Origin of the sequence: Streptomyces cyaneofuscatus (assembly GCF_042718795.1) — a bacterium.
GTDB classification, from domain to species: Bacteria; Actinomycetota; Actinomycetes; order Streptomycetales; family Streptomycetaceae; genus Streptomyces; species Streptomyces cyaneofuscatus_A.
The window spans coordinates 1-18,034 of record NZ_JBHXOX010000028.1 but is presented as its reverse complement, the minus strand read 5'-3'; the positions used below and the strand labels follow the sequence as shown (position 1 = coordinate 18,034).

Genomic DNA, 18,034 nt, shown 5'->3' with positions numbered 1-18,034 from the left:
TCCCTCCGAAGGGAGAGAGCGCTCTCTCGGTACGCGAATGATTCTCCCGCGTTTCGGCCACGTCAAGAGTTGTGCACAGGATCGCCGTGATCGGCCTCCAGGGGCGCCTGATGTTTCATCTCCTGAAAGCGCAACGGGAGTTGGTGGGGGAGTGGGGTGACACGTCCGGTGGGGTTCCGTCGGCGATTGCGTCAACTGCCCCGCAGGCCCTTGACGGTTGGCGCCGCTGCCGCCACGCTCCGCACTGCGGGGGGAGCGCTCTCTCGGCCCAAACCCGCTACAGAGCAAGGAGTTCACATGAATGCCCGTGGAACACCACGGCTTCGAGGCGCTCTGGCCGTCATGGCCGCGGTGGCGCTCCTGTTCACCCTCTCGGTGGCCCTCGCCCCCGAACGGGCCGTCGCCGCCCCCGTCCTCGTCTCCCAGGGGAAACCGGCCACCGCCTCCAGCGCCGAGGGGCCCTTCGCCGCCCCCAACGCCGTGGACGGCAACCGCGGTACCCGCTGGTCCAGCGAGTTCAGCGACAACCAGTGGATCCGCATCGACCTGGGGACGAGCACAGCGGTCGGCCAGGTCGTTCTCGACTGGGAGGCCGCGTACGCCAAGGGCTACCGGATCGAGCTCTCCGCCAACGGCACCGACTGGACGACGGTCCACTCCACCACCACCGGCGCCGGAGGCGTCGAGACCCTCACCGTCGCGGGCACCGGCCGCTACGTCCGGCTCGTCGGCACCCAGCGCGCCACCCCGTGGGGCTACTCCCTCCACGAGTTCCAGGTCTACTCCACCACCGGCGGCAACGAACCCGGCGGCGACGTCCTGCTCTCGTACGGCAGGACCGGCTCCGCCTCCACCTCCCAGCACGACGGCACCTGCTGGGAGTGCGGCCCGGACAAGGCCTTCGACCGCGACCCCGCGAGCCGCTGGGCCACCAGCCCCGAGGGCGGCTGGACCGACCCCGGCTGGATCGCGGTCGACCTCGGCGCCCGCGCCGAGATCCGCCGGGTGGTCCTCCAGTGGGACCCGGCCTACGCCCGCGCCTACCGCATCGAGGTCTCCGACAACGGAACCGACTGGCGCACCATCCACCAGACCACCACCGGCACCGGCTTCAAGGAGACCCTGAACGTCACCGGCACCGGCCGTCACGTACGCCTGTACGCCACCCAGCGCAGCGGCCAGTACGGCTACTCGCTCTGGGAGTTCCAGGTCTGGGGCACGGGTGGCGCGCCGATCCCCGCGCCGCCGCTGCCGCCGGAGCCCGCCTACGACCGCCTGGTCTTCAGCGACGAGTTCAACGGCCCCGCCGGCGCCGCACCCGACCCGGCCAAGTGGGTACCGGAGACGGGCACCGGGCCCAACAACGAGCTGGAGTACTACACGAACAACAAGAACGCCGCCCAGGACGGCAACGGCAGCCTCGTCCTGGAGGCCCGCCGCGAGGCGACGCCCGGCTCGTCCTGCCCGCGCGACCCGCTGAGCGGCAGCACCACCTGCCAGTACACCTCGGCGCGGCTCAACACCTACGGGAAGTTCAAGTTCACCTACGGCCGGGTCGAGGCACGCATCAAGGTCTCCGGCACGCAAGGCCTCTGGCCCGCGTTCTGGATGCTGGGCGCGGACTACTTCGACAAGGGGCGCCCGTGGCCCTACACCGGTGAGATCGACATCATGGAGCACGTCGGCAAGGAGCCGAAGACCGCCTACTCCACCCTGCACGCACCCGCCTACAACGGCGCGGCCGGCTACGGAGGCCCCCACTCCCTGCCCGGCGGCGCGAACTACGCCGACGACTTCCACACCTTCTCGGTGGACTGGAACAGCAAGGGCATGACGTTCCGGGTCGACGGCCAGGTCTCGTTCCGGGTCGACCGGGAGGAGCTGGAGCGCACCCGCGGACCCTGGGTGTTCGACCACGACTTCTTCCTGATCCTCAACAACGCGGTCGGGGGTGACTGGCCGGGTCCGCCGGACAGCACCAGCCGCTTCCCGCAGAAGTTGAGCGTCGACTACGTCAAGGTCTGGCAGTAACCCCCACTCCGGCGGGGGACGGCCTGGTCCGTCCCCCGCCGGAGCCTCGGCCCGTCCCTCGTCGGACCCTCAGCGAGCTTCGTACACGATCCAGAGCGGCCCCTCGGCCAGGTCGATCCGCTCACCGTCCGGCGTCGTGAACCGGGTGTCCGCGTCCGCCGCGGTCCGCGCCCACCGGGCCTCGTACGCCTTGCCGTCCCGCAGGACGTGCGCGGTGCCCGAGCCCACGGTCTCGGTGAACGGGGTGTTGTTCCCGGACCGGTCGCCGAACGACGACGGACGTACGGTCACCTCCTGCACGATCACCGTGGCGGCTCCGAGCTGCTCCCCCTCGCTCATCCGGGCCGGGGCGCCGTCCATGGCGACCAGCCACCGCTCGCGCTCGGCGGACCAGGTGAAAGTGGTCCGCGCGGACGGGAAGCGGACCGTACGGCTGTCCTCGGCGCTCCCGCCGGGCGGCGCCGGGCCGAACCTCAGCCCCAGCGCCTCGACTGCCTCGGTCCCGGAAGCGCTGTACGGGATCCGCTCCGGCCGCAGATACAGATTGTGCGGCGCCGGCCGCTCAGCACCCCGGAAGTACGCCCCGGGCGCGTCCGACGGCGGTACGGCGTCGAGCGGCGCCCGGTCGATGACCGGCAGGAGCCTGCTCTGCGCCCCGGAGAAGGCGAGCACCGGCCGGTCGAACTGGCGCAGCAGCTCCAGATCGGTCTCCCGGGCGCTGCGGACCGGGCCGACGACCGGCGGCACGTCGGAGGAGTAGACCGCGAGGAGACGGCTGAGCCCGGCCTCCACCTGCTCGACGTAGACGATGTCCGCCTGCTCCAGACCGGTCTGCGGCCGGGCCGGCGCCACGTTGTCGATCTTCACGGCGAGCACTTGCGCGTCCGCCCCCGTGCCGGACGGGCTGCTGCTCCGGCTCTCGGGCGCCGAACCGTCGCCGCCCGTGCAGCCGGCCGCGAGGAGGACCAGGAGGAGCGCGGTGAGCAGCGCTGCGACGGACGTTTTCGAGCGGGCTGATGCCTTCGTTCGGGCTACGGACATGGCGACCGCCCTTCCGGGGCACCGTCCGGCCGTCCCGGCGGAGCGCTGCCGCGTCGCTGCCCCTCATCCATCATCACGCGTCCGGCCGGTTCATGGTTGCGCCAGGCATCGGGGCGGGTTCATCGGTTTCATCGACGGAGCAAGCGGTCACTCCCTGTGTTCACGGAATGACAGAGCAACCGGACATGGCTGGAACTGCACCGCGCCGCGCCCCTGATTCCGCTTCCGATGGGAGTGTTCGCTCTCTACGGTTGCACCAGTGGCGGGTTACGTGCCCGTACGGTGACCGGTGAAACGGAGGGGGCCGATGGAAGCCGAGTTGACGGCACTGGCGGCATCGGGTGCGACGACGTTCGTGGGGCTGATGGCGACCGAGGCCTGGTCGCAGGTGCGCGGGCGGCTGGCCCGGTTCCTGGGGCGGGGCGAGGAAAGCGAGGCGATCGACGCCGAGCTGGAGGAGTCCCGCGAGGAACTGGTCGCGGCCCGCCGCAGCGGCGACGAGGACAGCGCCGAGGACATCGCGGCCGCCTGGCGGGTCAGGCTCCGCAGGGCCCTGCGCGACAACCCGGAGGCAGCGGGGGAGCTCAGGGACCTGCTGGAGGAACTGGCCCCCCACCAGGCGCCAGGACCCACCGTCACGGTCAACAACACCACCAACGGGGGCACCTATTACGGCCAGGTGATCCAGGGGCACGACATCTCCGGACTGACCTTCCACGCCGGGGACGCGACGGTTCCCCGGTCGGAGCCGGGTAGCGGGTGAGCGGTGGGGCCGTCGGCTGATCGGCTTCGGGGCGGGCGCCGTGTGGGCTTCGGGGCGGTCTGCGAGGGATCCCGGCCGGACCGGCCCCGGGGCCGGTCCGGCCGCCTGTGCGACCGACCTGGCCGGATCGCCCGGTGGTGGCCTGTTCTCCGTGGTTGACGCGCGTTGACCGGGGCGCCATCTTGACAGGGGCACGTCAAATCGGAGAAGGGGTCAAAGCCCGGTGCCACCTGCAGCCGTCCTCATCCGGCCTCCGCCTCACCATCCCGGCCGGGCAGGCTCCTCCCACGCGAAAGGAATACCGCCCGTGTTCTCCCGACTGTCCCTGAGAACCGCCGCCGTCGTTCTCGCCGTCACCGGGCTGCTCGCTGTCGCCCCGTCGGCGCCCGCGACGTCCCACGGCTCCGCAGCGCTCCCGGCGGCCGCCTCCACGACCTCCGCCGCCGACATCGTCGTGAAGGTGCCTGCCGCCGTCGAGGGCCGTCTCGGCACCGACCGCGGGAATCTGGTCGACGCCGTCTCGGCGGACGTCCTCGCACGGTCCCAGGACAGCGGCGGCCTCGCCTCCGATGCGGCCGTCGCCGAAATGGCCGACGAGGGCCGCAAAGTTGTCGTGGACGTACGGACCGCCGCGGACGGCTGGGCTCGGGGCGTCGCCTATGTCGAGGCGTCCCGCGCGCACCACGGTGAGCCGGAAGGCTGGCTGTACATCGCGCACCGGCAGAACGGGCGCTGGATCGCGGGCCTGGAGGGCGACCGCGAGTTCGCCGCGTACGTGGCCCGGTCCCCGCTGGTCGGTAAGGCGGAACGGCGGAACATGACGGCGTACGCGGAGCGCAGGACCGAGCCGCAGGCCGGGGCGGGTGAGGTGGGAGCCCTGGCCAACACCAACGGCCTGCTGCTGCCCTGGATGCCCGACCACTACATGACTCTCACCGGCGGCCCGCACGCCCACGACGGCGGGTCCGGCTACTGGAGCGCCCTCGACTTCGCCGGGGGTAACGCGAGCGGACTGGTCCGGTCCTCCCGCGAGGGCACGGCGACCTCGATGTGCGGTGCCGGGGGCGGCTGGACCCGGGTCATCCACCCGGGAGGTTTCTCCACGGACTACTACCACATGCGCAATACGACCTACTACAACGGGACGTCGATCGCCCGGAGCGCGCTGCTCGGCACCATCGGCACCGATACCTGCGCCGGCGGCGCCGCGACCGGTGCGCATGTGCACTGGAGCCTGCGCACCTACGACGCCAACTACAACGGCCAGTACACCTGGCTGAACGGTCGCACGATCGGCGGCTGGGCCTGGTGGAACGGTTCCGGCCAGTACTCCGGCTGCGGCACCCGGCTCGGCGTCACGGCCTGCCCCGGCACAGCCATCTACAACCGCACGAGCTGACCACCACAAGGGGCTGAGGGGCTGAGGGGCTCAGCGGCCGGGCCCGCCGCCGCCACCGCGGCTCCTCAGCCCTTCGGCCCCGCGAACCGCACAGGCGCGCGGAAGCGGGCCTTGCGGGCCGCCCGGCGGAACGTGGTGAGGACCGCGGGACCGGCCAGGGTGATGCAGAGGAAGTTCGTGACCGCCCGTCCGGTGTCCCAGCCCAGCGACGTCGCCACGTCGAAGGCGAGGTAACGCTGCCACTGTTCGGTGAAGGGCAGGCCGGGCAGGTAGGCGATGGAGCTGTTCGGGTCCACCGAGAACGGCCAGAAGGACAGGTTCAGCAGAAAGCCGAAGAGATAGCCGGAGAGCGATCCGTAGACCGCGAGCATCATCACCTCGCGGCGGCCCGTGGCGCGGGGCAGCAGGCCCGCGAGCATGCCGACGAACGCGCAGCCGAACATCTGGTACGGCATCCACGGGCCGACCCCGCCGGTGATCAGCGCGGAGGCGAAGAGGGACGTGCAGCCCAGGGTGAAGCCGAAGCCGGGACCGTAGACCCGGCCGGCCAGGACCAGGACGAAGAACACCGTCTCGATGCCCGCCGTACCCGCCCCGAGCGGCCGCAGCGCCGCGTTGACGGCGGAGAGCACCCCGAGCATCGCCAGCGCCTTGGAGTTGATCCCGCCCTCGGCGATCTCGGAGATCACCACGCACAGGACGAGGACCAGCAGGACGCCGAAGATCAGCGGCGGGGCGTAGTTTGCCCCCAGGCGCCCCGGTGCGACCAGGAACGGCCAGAAGAAGGCGGCCAGGCCGAGGAAGGCGGCCAGCGCGATGACGATTCCGGCGCGCGGGCCGATGCGGATGGCGCCGGCCGAGCGGTCGGTGAGCGGCGGAAGTTCCGTCATGCGTCCGCCTCCCCGGCCGGGAGTACGGCAGCCACTTGACCGACCGTCAGGTACGGCAGTGGCGACAGGATCTTCGCCACCTGCGGGGCGAAGACCGGTGAGGCGACGATCACTTCGGTGGTCGGGCCGTCCGCGACGATGTCGCCTTCGGCCATCACGACCACCCGGTCCGCCGCGCGGGCCGCGAACTCGACGTCGTGAGTCGAGATCACCACCGACCTCCCCTCGGCGGCCAGTTCGTCGACCATGGCGATGAGCTGGGTCTTCGCCCGGTAGTCCAGGCCGCGCGTGGGCTCGTCCAGCAGCAGGGCTCCGGGCGCCGCCGTCAGTTGGATGGCGAGGACCAGCGCCAGCTTCTGGCCCTCGGAGAGGTCGCGCGGGTGGGTGGCGCCGTCGATGCCGGGGGCCAACCGGTCCAGGATGGCGCGGGCGGAGAGCCCGTGGCCCTCCCGTACCGCCGACTCGGTGTCCGCCTGGTCGAGTTCCTGCTTGACGCTCTCCAGGTAGAGGAGGTCGGTCGGGGTCTGCGGGACGAGACCGACGAGCTGTCGGGCCTCGGCGGCGGAGAGCGACTTGGGGTCGCGCCGGCTCTCTGCCGGTCCCCGATCGACGCGTACGGTACCGGACTTGCGCGGGCCCGAGCCCTGGAGCGCCCACAGGAGCGACGACTTGCCGGAGCCGTTGCGGCCCATCAGCGCGATGGTCTCGCCGCCCCGCAGGTCGAGGTCCACCTCGCGGACCGCCGCGACCCCCCGGTACGCCACCGTGACCCCGCGCGCCGTGAGCAGGGCCGGGCCCGGCTCCTTGGGCACCGGGCGGACCGGCGGGGGCGGGGTGGCCGCCAGGGCGGTGCGCAGCGGGGCGGCGGCCCGGCGGGCGTCCCGGACCGACAGCGGCAGCGGTGACCAGCGCGCGGCGCGGCCCAGCTCCACGATCGGCGGCGCGATCGACGACGTGCTGAAGATGTCCGCCGGTGCGCCCGAGACCACGCGGCCGTCGCCCGGAAGGTGGATGACCCGGTCCGCGTACTGCACCACCCGCTCCAGACGGTGCTCGGCCAGCAGCACCGTGACCCCCAGGTCGTGGACCAGGCGGGTCACCGCGGCCAGGACCTCCTCCGCCGCCGTCGGGTCGAGCGCGGAGGTCGGCTCGTCCAGCACCAGGACGCGCGGGTGCGCGGTGAGGACGGAGCCGATGGCCACCCGCTGCTGCTGGCCGCCGGAGAGTTCGTACAGCGCCCGGTGACGGAGATCGGCGAGCCCGAGCAGATCGAGGGTCTCCTCCACCCGCTTGCGCATCACCGCCGGGGAGATCGCCAACTGCTCCATCGCGTAAGCGAGTTCCTCCTCGACCGTGTCCGTGACGAAACCGTCGAGCGGGTCCTGGCCGACCACGCCGACGACATCGGCGAGTTCGCGGGGCGGGTGGTCGGCGGTGGAGCGCCCGTCCACCGTGACCGTGCCGTACAGCGTGCCGCCGGTGAAGTGCGGCACGAGCCCGTTGACCGCGCCCAGCAGTGTCGACTTGCCGACACCCGTATGGCCCACCACGAGGCAGAGCTCGCCCTCCTCGACCTCCAGGTTCACCTCCCGCAGGACCGGCTCGGCGGCCCCGTCGTACTCGACGGTGACCTGGTCGAAGGTGATCATGCGGCTTCCTCGGTGCGTGAGCTTGTGCTTGCGTGCGGTGCGGAGACGTACGGGGCGGGCGCGCTCGGCGGCGGGGCCAGGAACCCGGCCGCCCCGGCGAGCAGGATGGCGGCGGCCGGGACGAGCGGCAGCGTCGGCCAGGTCAGCGGATAGATGGACGGGTTCAACGCCGCTGGGTCGTACCCCACGTTGACGAACAGCAGCACCGCCGACAGCACCCCGCACGACGCCACCGCCCACTCGGCGAACCGCCACGGATCGGGCCGGTACGTCGTCCGCGTCACCCGGCGCCCGCCGAGCCGCAGCCCGGCCAGGCAGAGCACCGAACCGGCCGCCAGCGCGGGCAGCCCGAGCAGCGTGGGCGCGGTCGGGTCGAGGAGCCCGTACGCCCCGGCGCAGAGACCGCACATGCCAAGGAGCATCAGCGCCCCGGTCAGACGGCGCGAGCCACGCGTCGCCGAACCCGCCCGACCGTAACCGCGCGAATCCATCGCCGCGGCCAGCCGCAGCGACCGCTCCAACGCGTCCTCCAGTACCGGCACGACGATGCCCCGCAGCGCCTTCAACCCCTTGTTGCGCCCGGCCCGCAGACGGCGGGCGCGCGCCACCCGCTGGACGCTCTGCACCAGTTGCGGGGCCACGCTGATCGACACCGTTACGGCGACGCCGAGTTCGTACAGCGCGCCCGGCAGCACGCGCAGCGCCCGCTTCGGGTTGGCGAGGGTGTTCGCCGCGCCGATGCAGCACAGCATGCAGGCCAGCCGGAGCCCGTCCGTGGCGGCCGACAGCAGCGCCTCCAGGGAGACCGGGCCGCCGAGCTGGATGCCCGCGTACCAGTCGGGGGTCGGGATGTGCGGGAGCGAGAAGAGGTGGTGGTCGGTCGGCCGCATCCCGGTGGCGAAGACCGCCCGGAAGACCACCCTGATCGCCACGACCGTCAGCGCCAGATAGAGGTAGTACTTGAAGCCGCGCGCCCACGGGGCCTCGGTGCGCCGCATCGTGATGACGTAACCGAGCACCGCCAGCACCAGGAAGAGCAGCAGCGGGTTGTTGGTCCGGCTCACGGCGGTGGCCAGCGCGAGCGCCCAGATCCACCAGGCGAGCGGATGCAGGGTGCGCGGGAGCCGTCGTCCGCCGGTGCCCGCCCCGGGGGCGGCGGACACCGGCGTACCAGGTCGCGCGACAGCGGTACGGGTCACGCGGGCGCTACTCCGCACGGCGGCGGCGCTTCGCGGCGAACACGGCCGCGCCGCCGATCAGCGCCACGAGACCGGCCGTCGCCGCGATGGGCACCATCGAGCCGGAGTCATGTTCCGCCTCCGCAGCCGGGGCCGCGTCCACCACCTTCGCCGCGCCGCTCGGTGCCGCCGCCACCGCACCCGGCGAGGCGGATGCGGAGGCGGACGCGCTGGGGGAGGGGGACGGAGAGACGGACGGGGACGCGCTCGCGGAGGGAGACGGTGAAGGGGACGCCGCCTTCTCCGACGGGGCGGCGGCGGGCGGTGGCGGGGCCGGGACGCCGCCGCCCGGCTGCTGCGGATCCGTCCGTACGGGATCGGGCTTCGGCTTCGGCCTGGGCGCCGGATCACCGCCCGTGGGGCGGGAGTTGTGGGCGCGAAGCTGGTTCGGCGTGATCGTCGGACGGCCCTTCGTGCCCCCGATGTCCGTTCCGCCGAAGATCCACAGGTCCACGCTGCCCGGCCGGGGCCGGTAGCTCATGGCGCCGAGCTGGCTGTACTCCCAGGTGTTCTCCCCGGGGTTCGCGTGCCAGTACGACCAGTAGGCGGAGGCGGGCGGGGTGAGGACGCAGTCCTCCTGCTGGGGCGTCGGGTACTGCCTGCCGCCCTGGTGGCCGCTGTAGCCGATCCGGCAGATGAACGCCGGCCCGTCGTGCCCGGTGCCGGTGGTCTGCCAGCCACCCTGGTTGAGCAGCTCGTAGCCCGTGGTCGGCGTCGTACCGCACGAGCGGTAGACGGGGCCGCCCCAGTGGCTGAAGTCGACGGCCAGGACGACGCCCGACGAGGTCGTGCACCGGCCGATCGGCTGCGGGCCGGCCGCCGCCGGGGAGGCGGGCGCGAGGAGCGCCGCGCCCGTCAGGCCGAGTACGGCCAGGGCGTGGCCGACGGCCCGGCGGAGACGGGATCTCACAGGTCACCGCCCACGGCCGTACGCCGGTGGCGGGCGGCCACGACCGCGCCCCAGCCCGCCAGGACGAGCGCGGCGGCCGCTCCCGCGAGGCCGAGCGCCTGGCTGCCGGTCGAGGCGAGGCTGCCCCCGCCGCCCGGACCGTCCGCGTTCACGATGCCCCCGCCGCCCACGCCGCCCGTGGTGTCCCCGGGGGTGACGATGACCGGGGCGGTGGAGGAGGACGGCAGCGGGTTCGGTGTCGTACCGTCCAGACTGCGGGTCAGCACGCCGAACGAGATGCCCGTCGCGCCGCCCACCGCCTGCGTCGAGGCGCGCACATTGGAGCCCCGCTGCCCCTTCTCGGCCACGTTGAAGCCGCCGTCCGCGTTCTGCTGCGAGGCGAGGAACTTCCGGGCCTTCGCGATCTGCTCGCCGTACTTCCCGGCGTCCAGGGAGAGGCCCTGCACGGCGAGCGCCGCCGAGTTCACCGAGGTGCCCGACGCGCCGGGGAAACCGCCGCCCTTGAGCTGCTGCGAGGCGATCCAGGCCAGCGCCTTGTCCACGGCCGCCGCGTGGGCGTCGCCGGGGACCAGGTCCAGGGCCATCGCCGCCATCGCGGTGGAGTCGACGTCCGCGTCCCCCGTCGGCGGGATCAGGCTCGGCCAGGCGCCCGACGAGGGGTGCTGGAGACCGGCCAGATAGCCGATCGGGGCCTCGGCGGCCTTCGTCTCGCCCGCCCGCACCTGGGCGATGACGCCGAGGGACTGGCCGAAGACGGACATCGCGTAGGCATAAGAACCCTTGGCCGCACAACTGCGGTCCGGCAGGGGGATCTTGGCGGTGCAGACCGCTTCGGCGAGACCGGCGATCAGGTCCTTGCCGCCGAAGTCGCGCGGGTCGCGCTCGATGACCTGCGCGAGCACCGCCGCCTTGCCCATCGAACCGCCCATGGCGTGCGCGGAGCCGGCGTTGGTCCAGTCGTGCAGCGTACGGGCTTCGAGGTCCTTGCCGCCCCGGTCCAGGAAGTCGACGACCGTACGGAGCGCGTTGTTGTCGTGGCCGGTCGCCGCCAGCGCGAAGGCGCCGTCGATGGTGAGGCCGAAGTCGGCCCGGGTGGTGGACCCGTCCGCCAGATAGAACCGGCCCTGGCGGAGGTTGGCAGGGCTGGTGATGTAGGCGACGCCCTTCCTGAGGTCCGGGCCGTCACTGGCCGGAGGAGGTGTGGTGGTGGGCGGCTTCGTCGGGGGAGTGGTCGGCGGCTTGGTCGGCTCGGGCACCTTCGTGGTCAGGGTGACCAGGTCGGTGGAGCTGCCCGCCAGCACGGCGGGGGCCGTCGCGTAGAGCCCGGCCTCCTCGGCCCCCTCGTCGGAACCGAAGCCGCCGTCGGCGAGTTGCTCCCGTGACAGCCACCAGATGGCCGTATCGGCCGCACGGACCTCACCCAGCGCGCGGAGCGCCTGCGCCGCGTAGGCGGTGGCCGGGACGGAGCCGACGGTGGACCCGTTGAACGCGGCGAACGCACCGCTCCGCAGTTGTGCCTTCTTCAGATAGGCGACGGACTTGGCGACGGTGGCGTCGTGGCCGCCCACCTCGTCCAGCACCAGCGCCACCAGGCCGGTGGTCATCGGGTCGCCGTCGCAGTTCTCACCGGGGCCGATGAGGATGCTGGTCACCGAGCCGTTCTCGCAGACCAGTTGGGTCAGCCGGGTCACGGTGTCGGCGGGCGGTACCACCCCGCCGCGCAGCAGCGCCAGCACGGCCAGCGCCTGGCCGTCACCGTACGAGACACCCGTGAAGTCGCCCTTGGCGGTGCACCCCGGGGCGGGTCCCGACGCGCAGACGTTCTTCTTCAGGTCACCGAGCAGGTCGTGCCCGCCGAAGTCGCGCGGGTCCCTCTCGGTGACTGCCGCGACCAGCGCCAGCCGGGCCGCCGCCGTGGCGTCGGGCGCCTCCTTCGGGCCCGCCGCGTAGGCGTACTCCGTGGTTCCGGCGGCGAGGCGGGCCACCACCTTGTCCAGCGTGGGGCTCTTGCCGCCTGCTGCGGCGAGCGCGTACGCGGCCTCGGTGGTCAGGAAGTAGTTCGGGGTCTCGGCGCCCTCGTCCACCACATGGCTGCCGTCGTGCAGCCGCTGGGTCACCCAGCGGGCGGCGGCCGGTACGTCGATCTTCCCGACCGGCACGCTCGGGCCGTCCGTCGGGGTCTCCGTCGGGTCCGTGCCCCCCTTCGCGCGGACGTCGTCGGGGGTGAAGGTGGGCCGGCCAGTGGCGCCGCCGTCGCTCGTGGCGCCGAACACCCAGGCGTCCACGTCGCCCGCCTTCGGCGTGCGGCTCATGGCACCGAGCGGGCTGTAGGACCAGCTCGCCTGGCCGGGCGAGGCGATCCAGTACGACCAGTAGGCGCTTGCCTGCGGGGTGAGCACGCAGGCTTCCTTGGCCGGGGTCGGGTACTGCTTACCGGCGTTGAAGGCACTGTTGCCGATGCGGCAGATGAAGCCGGGCCCGTCGTGCTGGGTGCCCTCGGTGGTGAACCCGCCGTCGCGGAGGAGCTCGAACCCGGTGGTCGGGGTGGTGTCGCAGCCGCGCACCACACCGCCGCCGAACGGGCCGAAGTCCACGGCCACGACGGCGCCGACGGTGGACGTGCACCGCTCGATCGGATCGGCGGCCGCCGGAGCGGCGCCGGTGACGAAGGCCACGCCCGCCGCGAAGGTCACCACTGCTGCCGAGAACAGCGAGAGGAGTCTCCTGCCGGCTGTGCGCCGGTCATCTTGCTGTGCGGTCCTCACCACGGCCCCTCGTGTCGTCCGAGCGGGTCATGCGTGGCAGACGGCTCCCCGGAGACACGGCCGTGAAGGGGCCGCGCGCAGGGAGCTGTTCGAACCACGCCGTAGTCCGCGACGGCGCTTCTCGCTGAAATTCCAGGCCCCAGGCATTCCGGCTCGCCCGCGCGGTGGCGGGCCTACGGTTGCGGGTCAGCGCCGGATTCCGACCGGCTTCCCCTGAGGCTGAGTGCTTATCAGGCGGATTGGAACACGCTCTCGAAGAGACCGTCAAGGTGGTCTACGTCTCGTTGCTTTCGCGCCTCCCGTGCGCCCCCGGCCGTCCCTGGCGCGCCCCTGCCGCCTCGGGTAGCGTCCTGGCCTGCCACAAGGGGGAACCCGGTGCGAATCCGGGGCTGACGCGCAGCGGTGTGGGACGGCAGGGGGCCGGTCCCGAGCCCGAATGCCCTGCTGGCAGCCGTACCAGCCAAGCCGTACCCACGCGTCCGGGCGCCGGCCACCCACCTCTGCCCCGGGCGAATCCGGGGGCGTGCGGTGCCGTGCGCCCCTCATTCCAGGAGCAGGCACATGCCCCGTTCTGCCACGTCCCGTACGTCCCACACCTCACGTTCCTCTCGTACGCCTCGCCGCGTCGCCCTCGTGGTGCCCGCCGCGCTCGGGGCGTTCGTCCTCACGGCGCTGCCCGCCGCCGCGACCTCCACCCCCGCCCAGATCGCCACCTCGAAGACCAACGGTGTGGCGTATCTCAAGACCCTCCAGGCCGCGGACGGTTCGTACGCGGGCTCCGGGCTCTCCAACGAGTGGGCCTTCAGCGCGTTCGCCGCCGCCGGAACGGCCGCCGTGGACGTGACGCCCGGCGGCGACGCGACGAAGAACGCCCGGACCGTCTACCGCAATCTGCTCTCCACCCCCGGCTGGCCCTCCGCCACCCCCGTCGTCACCGACTACCAGCGCGGCACGCTCAACGCGTACGCCGCCGGGATCGACCCCGCCCGGGTCTCCGCCTCGCGCAACCTGATCGCCGACATCTACGGCTACTGGCAGAACGCCGAGGCCGGCTACTTCGGCCCGTCCGCCAACTACAACGGCACGGTCTTCGCCGCCCTCGCGCTGGGCGGCGCCAGAACCCAGGCGGGCGCCCAGCGCGTACCGCAGGCGCTCGTCGACAAGATCGTCACCCGGGTCCGGGCCAACCAGCACAACGACGGCGGCTGGACCTACGCCAAGGCCGAGGGCAACGCGACCGAGCTGGCCAAGCCGGGCGACATCGACATGACGGGCGCCTCGATGGCCGCGCTCTGCGCCTCCGGCGTGCCCAACACCGACCCCGACATCGTCCAGGCCAAGGCGTTCCTCAAGAGCAAGCTCGTCAACGGCTCCGGCGCGTTCAACGCCCTGTACGGCATCAACACCAGCTCCAACGGCTGGGCGGTCTCCGGCCTCAACGCCTGCGGCATCAACCCGCAGACCGGCGACTTCCTCACCCCGGCGGGCAAGACGCCGATCGACTTCCTGATCGCCAACCAGTTCAACCCGGCCGGCGGCTTCAAGTACCAGCCCTCGGACACCTCCCCGTCCGCCTACTCCTCCACCGACGCCCTGCGCGCCGTCGCCGGGGGCGGCTTCACCGCCGCACCGCCCACCCCGGTCACCGTGGGCGCGCCCAAGTGGGTCGCGGCGGCCGGCTTCACCTCCGGTACGGCGACGAAGCTGGCGCTCACCGTGGACGACGGCACCGGCACCCTGAAGGTCTGCAACGTCGCCTTCACCCCCACGGGCACCACGACCGACCTCGGCACCGTCCTGGCCGCCGCGTCGACCGCCTCCACCCCGGCCGGCTGCGTCACCTCCGTGGTCCCCGCCTCCGGGACGGGCACCATCACGTCCGTCAACGGCAAGGCCAACACCGGCTCGGCGACGTGGAAGGTGTCCACCGACGGCTCGGCGTTCGCCGGGGCCACCCGTAACAAGGTGATCGGCGTCGGCGACACGATCGCGCTGCGCTACTCCTGACCCGGTCCGGTGAAGGGGGCACCTACCGCCTGCCGCCTACGCGGGCGGCGCCCCCTTCACCGGGTACGGCACGAACGTGCTGCTGTTCTCGTCGATGGCCAGCGGCTGCCCCAGCGGCGGCACCGCCCGCTGCGGGCAGTCCAGCCGCTCGCAGATCCGGCACCCCATCCCGATCGGTGTCGCCGCCGAGGCGTTGTCCAGGTCGAGGCCGTCGGAGTAGACGAGCCGTCCCGCGTGCCGGATCTCGCAGCCGAGACCGATCGCGAACGTCTTGCCCGGCTCGCCCCAGCCGCCCCGGTGGCGCGTCACGGCCCGCGCGGTCCACAGATAGCGCTGCCCGTCGGGCATGGACGCGATCTGTACGTGGATGCGGCCCGGGGCGGCGAACGCCTCGTACACGTTCCACAGCGGGCAGGTGCCGCCCGCGCGGGAGAAGTGGAACCCGGTCGCGGACTGCCGCTTCGACATGTTCCCGGCCCGGTCGACCCGGACGAAGGAGAACGGGACCCCGCGGAGCCGGGGCCGCTGGAGCGTGGAGAGCCGGTGGCAGACCGTCTCGTAGCCGAGCCCGAAGTGGTCGGTGAGGCGCTCGATGTCGTACCGGACCTCCTCCGCCGCCGTGTGGAAGGCGCGGTACGGGAGGATCAGCGCGCCCGCCACGTAGTTGGCGACCCCGATGCGGGCCAGCGGCCAGACCGCCGACCCCTCGTCGTAGTCCTCGGAGGCCAGCCGCGCGATCTCGCCGCCGTATTCGAGCAGGGCGAGTTGGGTCGCCATCCGGAACGCCTGCTGGCCGGGCCGGAGCCGGCTGGAGAGGTACAGCACCCGCGCGTCCGGGTCGTAGTGGTGCAGCCGGCCGGTGTCCGTCTCCCTGCTGCTCTCGTCGCCGCCGTGCCGCGCCGGACGGCGGCCCCCCGACGTACCGCCCGACGCGCCTGCGGCCCGGCCCCGCCGGTCGTCGGCGGTGGCGAGCCGGATGCCGTGCCGTTCGGTGAGCCGGGCCGAGAGCGCGGTGACGACCTCGCCGGGGCGCACCCCGATCTCCGCCGCCAGCCCTTCCGCCGCCAGGTCCGCGTCGTGCAGGTAGTTCTGCCGCCGGTAGAAGAACTCGCGGATCTCCTCGTGCGGGGAGCGCGGCAGGTCGGGCCCGCCGCCGCCCCGCAGCTCGGCGGCCTCCGCGAGCCGTCCCGCCAGCGCCTGGTTGCGCCGCCCCAGGTCGAGGAGGACGGAGGCGACCCCCGGGAGCCGGGAGGCGAGCTCGGCCAGCTCGGTGGCCGAGACGCGCGCCGCGCCGACCTCGTCGGCGAGCGCCTCCCGCAGGTCCGCCAGGACCCGGGTGGTATCCCGCTCCGAGAAGAAGCCGGGGTCCACCCCGAACGCCTCGGTCAGCCGCAGCAGCACCGGGACCGTGAGGGGGCGCGAATCGTGCTCCATCTGGTTGAGATAGCTGGGCGAGATCGCCAGCATCCGGGCCAGCTCCGCCTGGCTCAGCCCGCGCTCCTCACGCAGCCTGCGCAGCCGCGCGCCCGCATACGTCTTGCTCACCTCGGAGCCCTTCCCGCCATGGTCCACATGTCGACAACCCTAGCCGCGATGATGCTGCCGGGGACCTTCGCAACCTTGGCAAAGTGCGCGGGAAGATTCGCAGAACTTGGCATACGTCCCCGGTTGATGGCACTCAGTGCCACTGTCAGAGTTGTTCCTGCGGCCCACCGGACACCGGCTCCGGACCGGGGTACCGAGCGCGATTTCACGCCCTGACGTCGTACTCCTCGGCATCCCGGACCGATCCGCCGGGCGCATTGCTTACCGTTCCACCTCGGAGGTCCGGTGGGCCGCATCCAGAAGTCGCGTCACTCGGTGACGCGGGCTTCGCACCCTTCACACAATCGACCCACACGATCGACCCACACGACTTCGGGAGTAACGCCATGGCGCAGGCAAGGACGACGGCGGAAGAGCTGGCGCGGCGGTGGGCGAGCGACCCCCGCTGGAAGGGCATCGAGCGCACCTACAGCGCCGAGGACGTGGTCCGGCTCTCCGGCAGCGTCCGCGAGGAGCACACCCTCGCCCGGCGCGGCGCCGAGCGGCTCTGGCGCCAGTTGCACGAGCAGGACTACATCCACGCGCTCGGCGCCCTGACCGGCGGCCAGGCCGTCCAGCAGGTCAAGGCCGGCCTCCAGGCCATCTACCTCTCCGGCTGGCAGGTCGCCGCCGACGCCAACCTGGCCGGCCACACCTACCCCGACCAGAGCCTCTACCCGGCCAACTCGGTGCCGAGCGTGGTCCGCCGGATCAACAACGCCCTGCTGCGCGCCGACCAGATCGCCACCGCGGAGGACGTCGGCGACACCACCGACTACCTGGCCCCGATCGTCGCCGACGCCGAAGCCGGCTTCGGCGGACCGCTGAACGCCTTCGAGCTGACCAAGGCGATGATCGAGGCCGGTGCGGCCGGTATCCACTACGAGGACCAGCTCGCCTCCGAGAAGAAGTGCGGCCACCTCGGCGGCAAGGTCCTCGTCCCCACCGCCCAGCACGTCCGCACCCTCAACGCGGCCCGCCTCGCCGCCGACATCGCGGACGTCCCGACCCTGATCGTGGCCCGCACCGACGCGCTCGCCGCCAACCTCATCACCAGCGACGTGGACGAGCGCGACGCCCAGTTCGTCACGGGCGAGCGGACCGCCGAAGGCTTCCACCGTGTCCGGAACGGCATGGCGCCGGTCATCTCGCGCGGCCTCGCCTACGCTCCGTACGCCGACCTCATCTGGGTCGAGACCGGCACCCCGGACCTCGCGCAGGCCCGCGAGTTCGCCGAGGCCATCCACGCCGAGCACCCGGATCAGATGCTCGCGTACAACTGCTCGCCGTCCTTCAACTGGCGAGCCGCGCTGGACGACGACCAGATCGCCAAGTTCCAGCGCGAGCTGGGCGCGATGGGCTACCGCTTCCAGTTCATCACCCTGGCCGGCTTCCACTCCCTCAACCACGCCATGTTCGACCTGGCGCGCGGCTACGCCGAGCAGGGCATGACCGCCTACGTCGACCTCCAGGAGCGGGAGTTCGCCGCCCAGGCGCAGGGCTTCACCGCCGTCAAGCACCAGCGCGAGGTCGGCACCGGCTACTTCGACCAGGTCTCCACCGCCATCAACCCCGCCTCCTCGACCACGGCGCTGACGGGGTCGACGGAGGAGGAGCAGTTCCACTAGAGGTCCCGGCCGGGGGGGGGGGGGGGGGGGCCCCCCCCCCCCCCCCCCCCCCCCCCCCCCCCCCCCCCCCCCCCCCGCCCCCCCCCCCCCCCCCCCCCCCCCCCCCCCCCCCCCCGCGCCCCCCCCACC

12 protein-coding genes and 1 riboswitch are annotated in these 18,034 nt (G+C 72.7%); of the genes, 5 read left to right on the top strand and 7 right to left on the bottom strand.

Going from position 1 to position 18,034, the window contains the following annotated elements; all coding sequences use genetic code 11:
- The first annotated feature begins 297 nt into the window (after positions 1-297).
- On the top strand, positions 298-2,031 hold the full coding sequence (locus ACFWRT_RS28550; protein ID WP_380953334.1) for a discoidin domain-containing protein: 1,734 nt from the start codon (positions 298-300) through the stop codon (positions 2,029-2,031).
- A gap of 69 nt (positions 2,032-2,100) precedes the next feature.
- Here the strand turns inward: ACFWRT_RS28550 and ACFWRT_RS28545 are convergent, their stop codons facing one another.
- Positions 2,101-3,072, bottom strand: a complete 972-nt coding sequence (locus tag ACFWRT_RS28545; RefSeq protein ID WP_380953335.1) for a DUF3048 domain-containing protein — start codon at positions 3,070-3,072, stop codon at positions 2,101-2,103.
- Between the two features lie 307 nt (positions 3,073-3,379).
- On the opposite strand from ACFWRT_RS28545, the gene ACFWRT_RS28540 reads away from it, so the two are divergent.
- The gene (locus ACFWRT_RS28540; RefSeq protein ID WP_380953336.1) at positions 3,380-3,835 is read left to right on the top strand and encodes a hypothetical protein; all 456 of its coding nucleotides are present in this window, start codon (positions 3,380-3,382) and stop codon (positions 3,833-3,835) included.
- A gap of 307 nt (positions 3,836-4,142) precedes the next feature.
- Positions 4,143-5,234, top strand: a complete 1,092-nt coding sequence (locus tag ACFWRT_RS28535; RefSeq protein ID WP_380953337.1) for a M23 family metallopeptidase — start codon at positions 4,143-4,145, stop codon at positions 5,232-5,234.
- Between the two features lie 65 nt (positions 5,235-5,299).
- Here ACFWRT_RS28535 and ACFWRT_RS28530 read toward each other — a convergent pair whose 3' ends face one another.
- Genes ACFWRT_RS28530 through ACFWRT_RS28510 form a run of 5 tightly spaced genes read right to left on the bottom strand, consistent with a single transcriptional unit; the run spans position 5,300 to position 12,686 of the window.
- A complete protein-coding gene (locus tag ACFWRT_RS28530) occupies positions 5,300-6,124 on the bottom strand; it encodes an ECF transporter S component (RefSeq protein ID WP_380953338.1) in 825 nt (274 codons plus the stop codon).
- A complete protein-coding gene (locus ACFWRT_RS28525) occupies positions 6,121-7,773 on the bottom strand; it encodes an ABC transporter ATP-binding protein (protein WP_380953339.1) in 1,653 nt (550 codons plus the stop codon). Before ACFWRT_RS28525 ends, ACFWRT_RS28530 begins: the two co-directional genes overlap by 4 nt.
- Positions 7,770-8,972, bottom strand: coding sequence for an energy-coupling factor transporter transmembrane component T (locus ACFWRT_RS28520; protein WP_380953340.1), 1,203 nt, complete (start codon positions 8,970-8,972; stop codon positions 7,770-7,772). The genes ACFWRT_RS28525 and ACFWRT_RS28520 overlap by 4 nt, the downstream gene beginning before the upstream one ends.
- 7 nt (positions 8,973-8,979) lie before the next feature.
- Entirely contained in the window at positions 8,980-9,921 is a 942-nt protein-coding gene (locus ACFWRT_RS28515; RefSeq protein WP_380953341.1) for a hypothetical protein, read from the bottom strand.
- Complete coding sequence (locus ACFWRT_RS28510) at positions 9,918-12,686, bottom strand: prenyltransferase/squalene oxidase repeat-containing protein (protein ID WP_380953342.1); 2,769 nt, start codon at positions 12,684-12,686, stop codon at positions 9,918-9,920. The genes ACFWRT_RS28515 and ACFWRT_RS28510 overlap by 4 nt, the downstream gene beginning before the upstream one ends.
- Positions 12,687-13,051: 365 nt before the next feature.
- Positions 13,052-13,128: riboswitch (cobalamin riboswitch) on the top strand.
- A 119-nt stretch (positions 13,129-13,247) separates the two neighbouring features.
- On the opposite strand from ACFWRT_RS28510, the gene ACFWRT_RS28505 reads away from it, so the two are divergent.
- On the top strand, positions 13,248-14,693 hold the full coding sequence (locus ACFWRT_RS28505; RefSeq protein ID WP_380953343.1) for a prenyltransferase/squalene oxidase repeat-containing protein: 1,446 nt from the start codon (positions 13,248-13,250) through the stop codon (positions 14,691-14,693).
- A gap of 36 nt (positions 14,694-14,729) precedes the next feature.
- Here the strand turns inward: ACFWRT_RS28505 and ACFWRT_RS28500 are convergent, their stop codons facing one another.
- Positions 14,730-16,238 carry a short-chain fatty acyl-CoA regulator family protein gene (locus ACFWRT_RS28500; RefSeq protein WP_380953344.1) on the bottom strand — a complete coding sequence of 503 codons (1,509 nt, stop codon included), beginning with the start codon at positions 16,236-16,238 and terminating at the stop codon, positions 14,730-14,732.
- A gap of 386 nt (positions 16,239-16,624) precedes the next feature.
- On the opposite strand from ACFWRT_RS28500, the gene aceA reads away from it, so the two are divergent.
- On the top strand, positions 16,625-17,905 hold the full coding sequence (gene aceA / locus ACFWRT_RS28495; RefSeq protein WP_380953345.1) for an isocitrate lyase: 1,281 nt from the start codon (positions 16,625-16,627) through the stop codon (positions 17,903-17,905).
- The last annotated feature ends 129 nt before the right edge of the window (positions 17,906-18,034 follow it).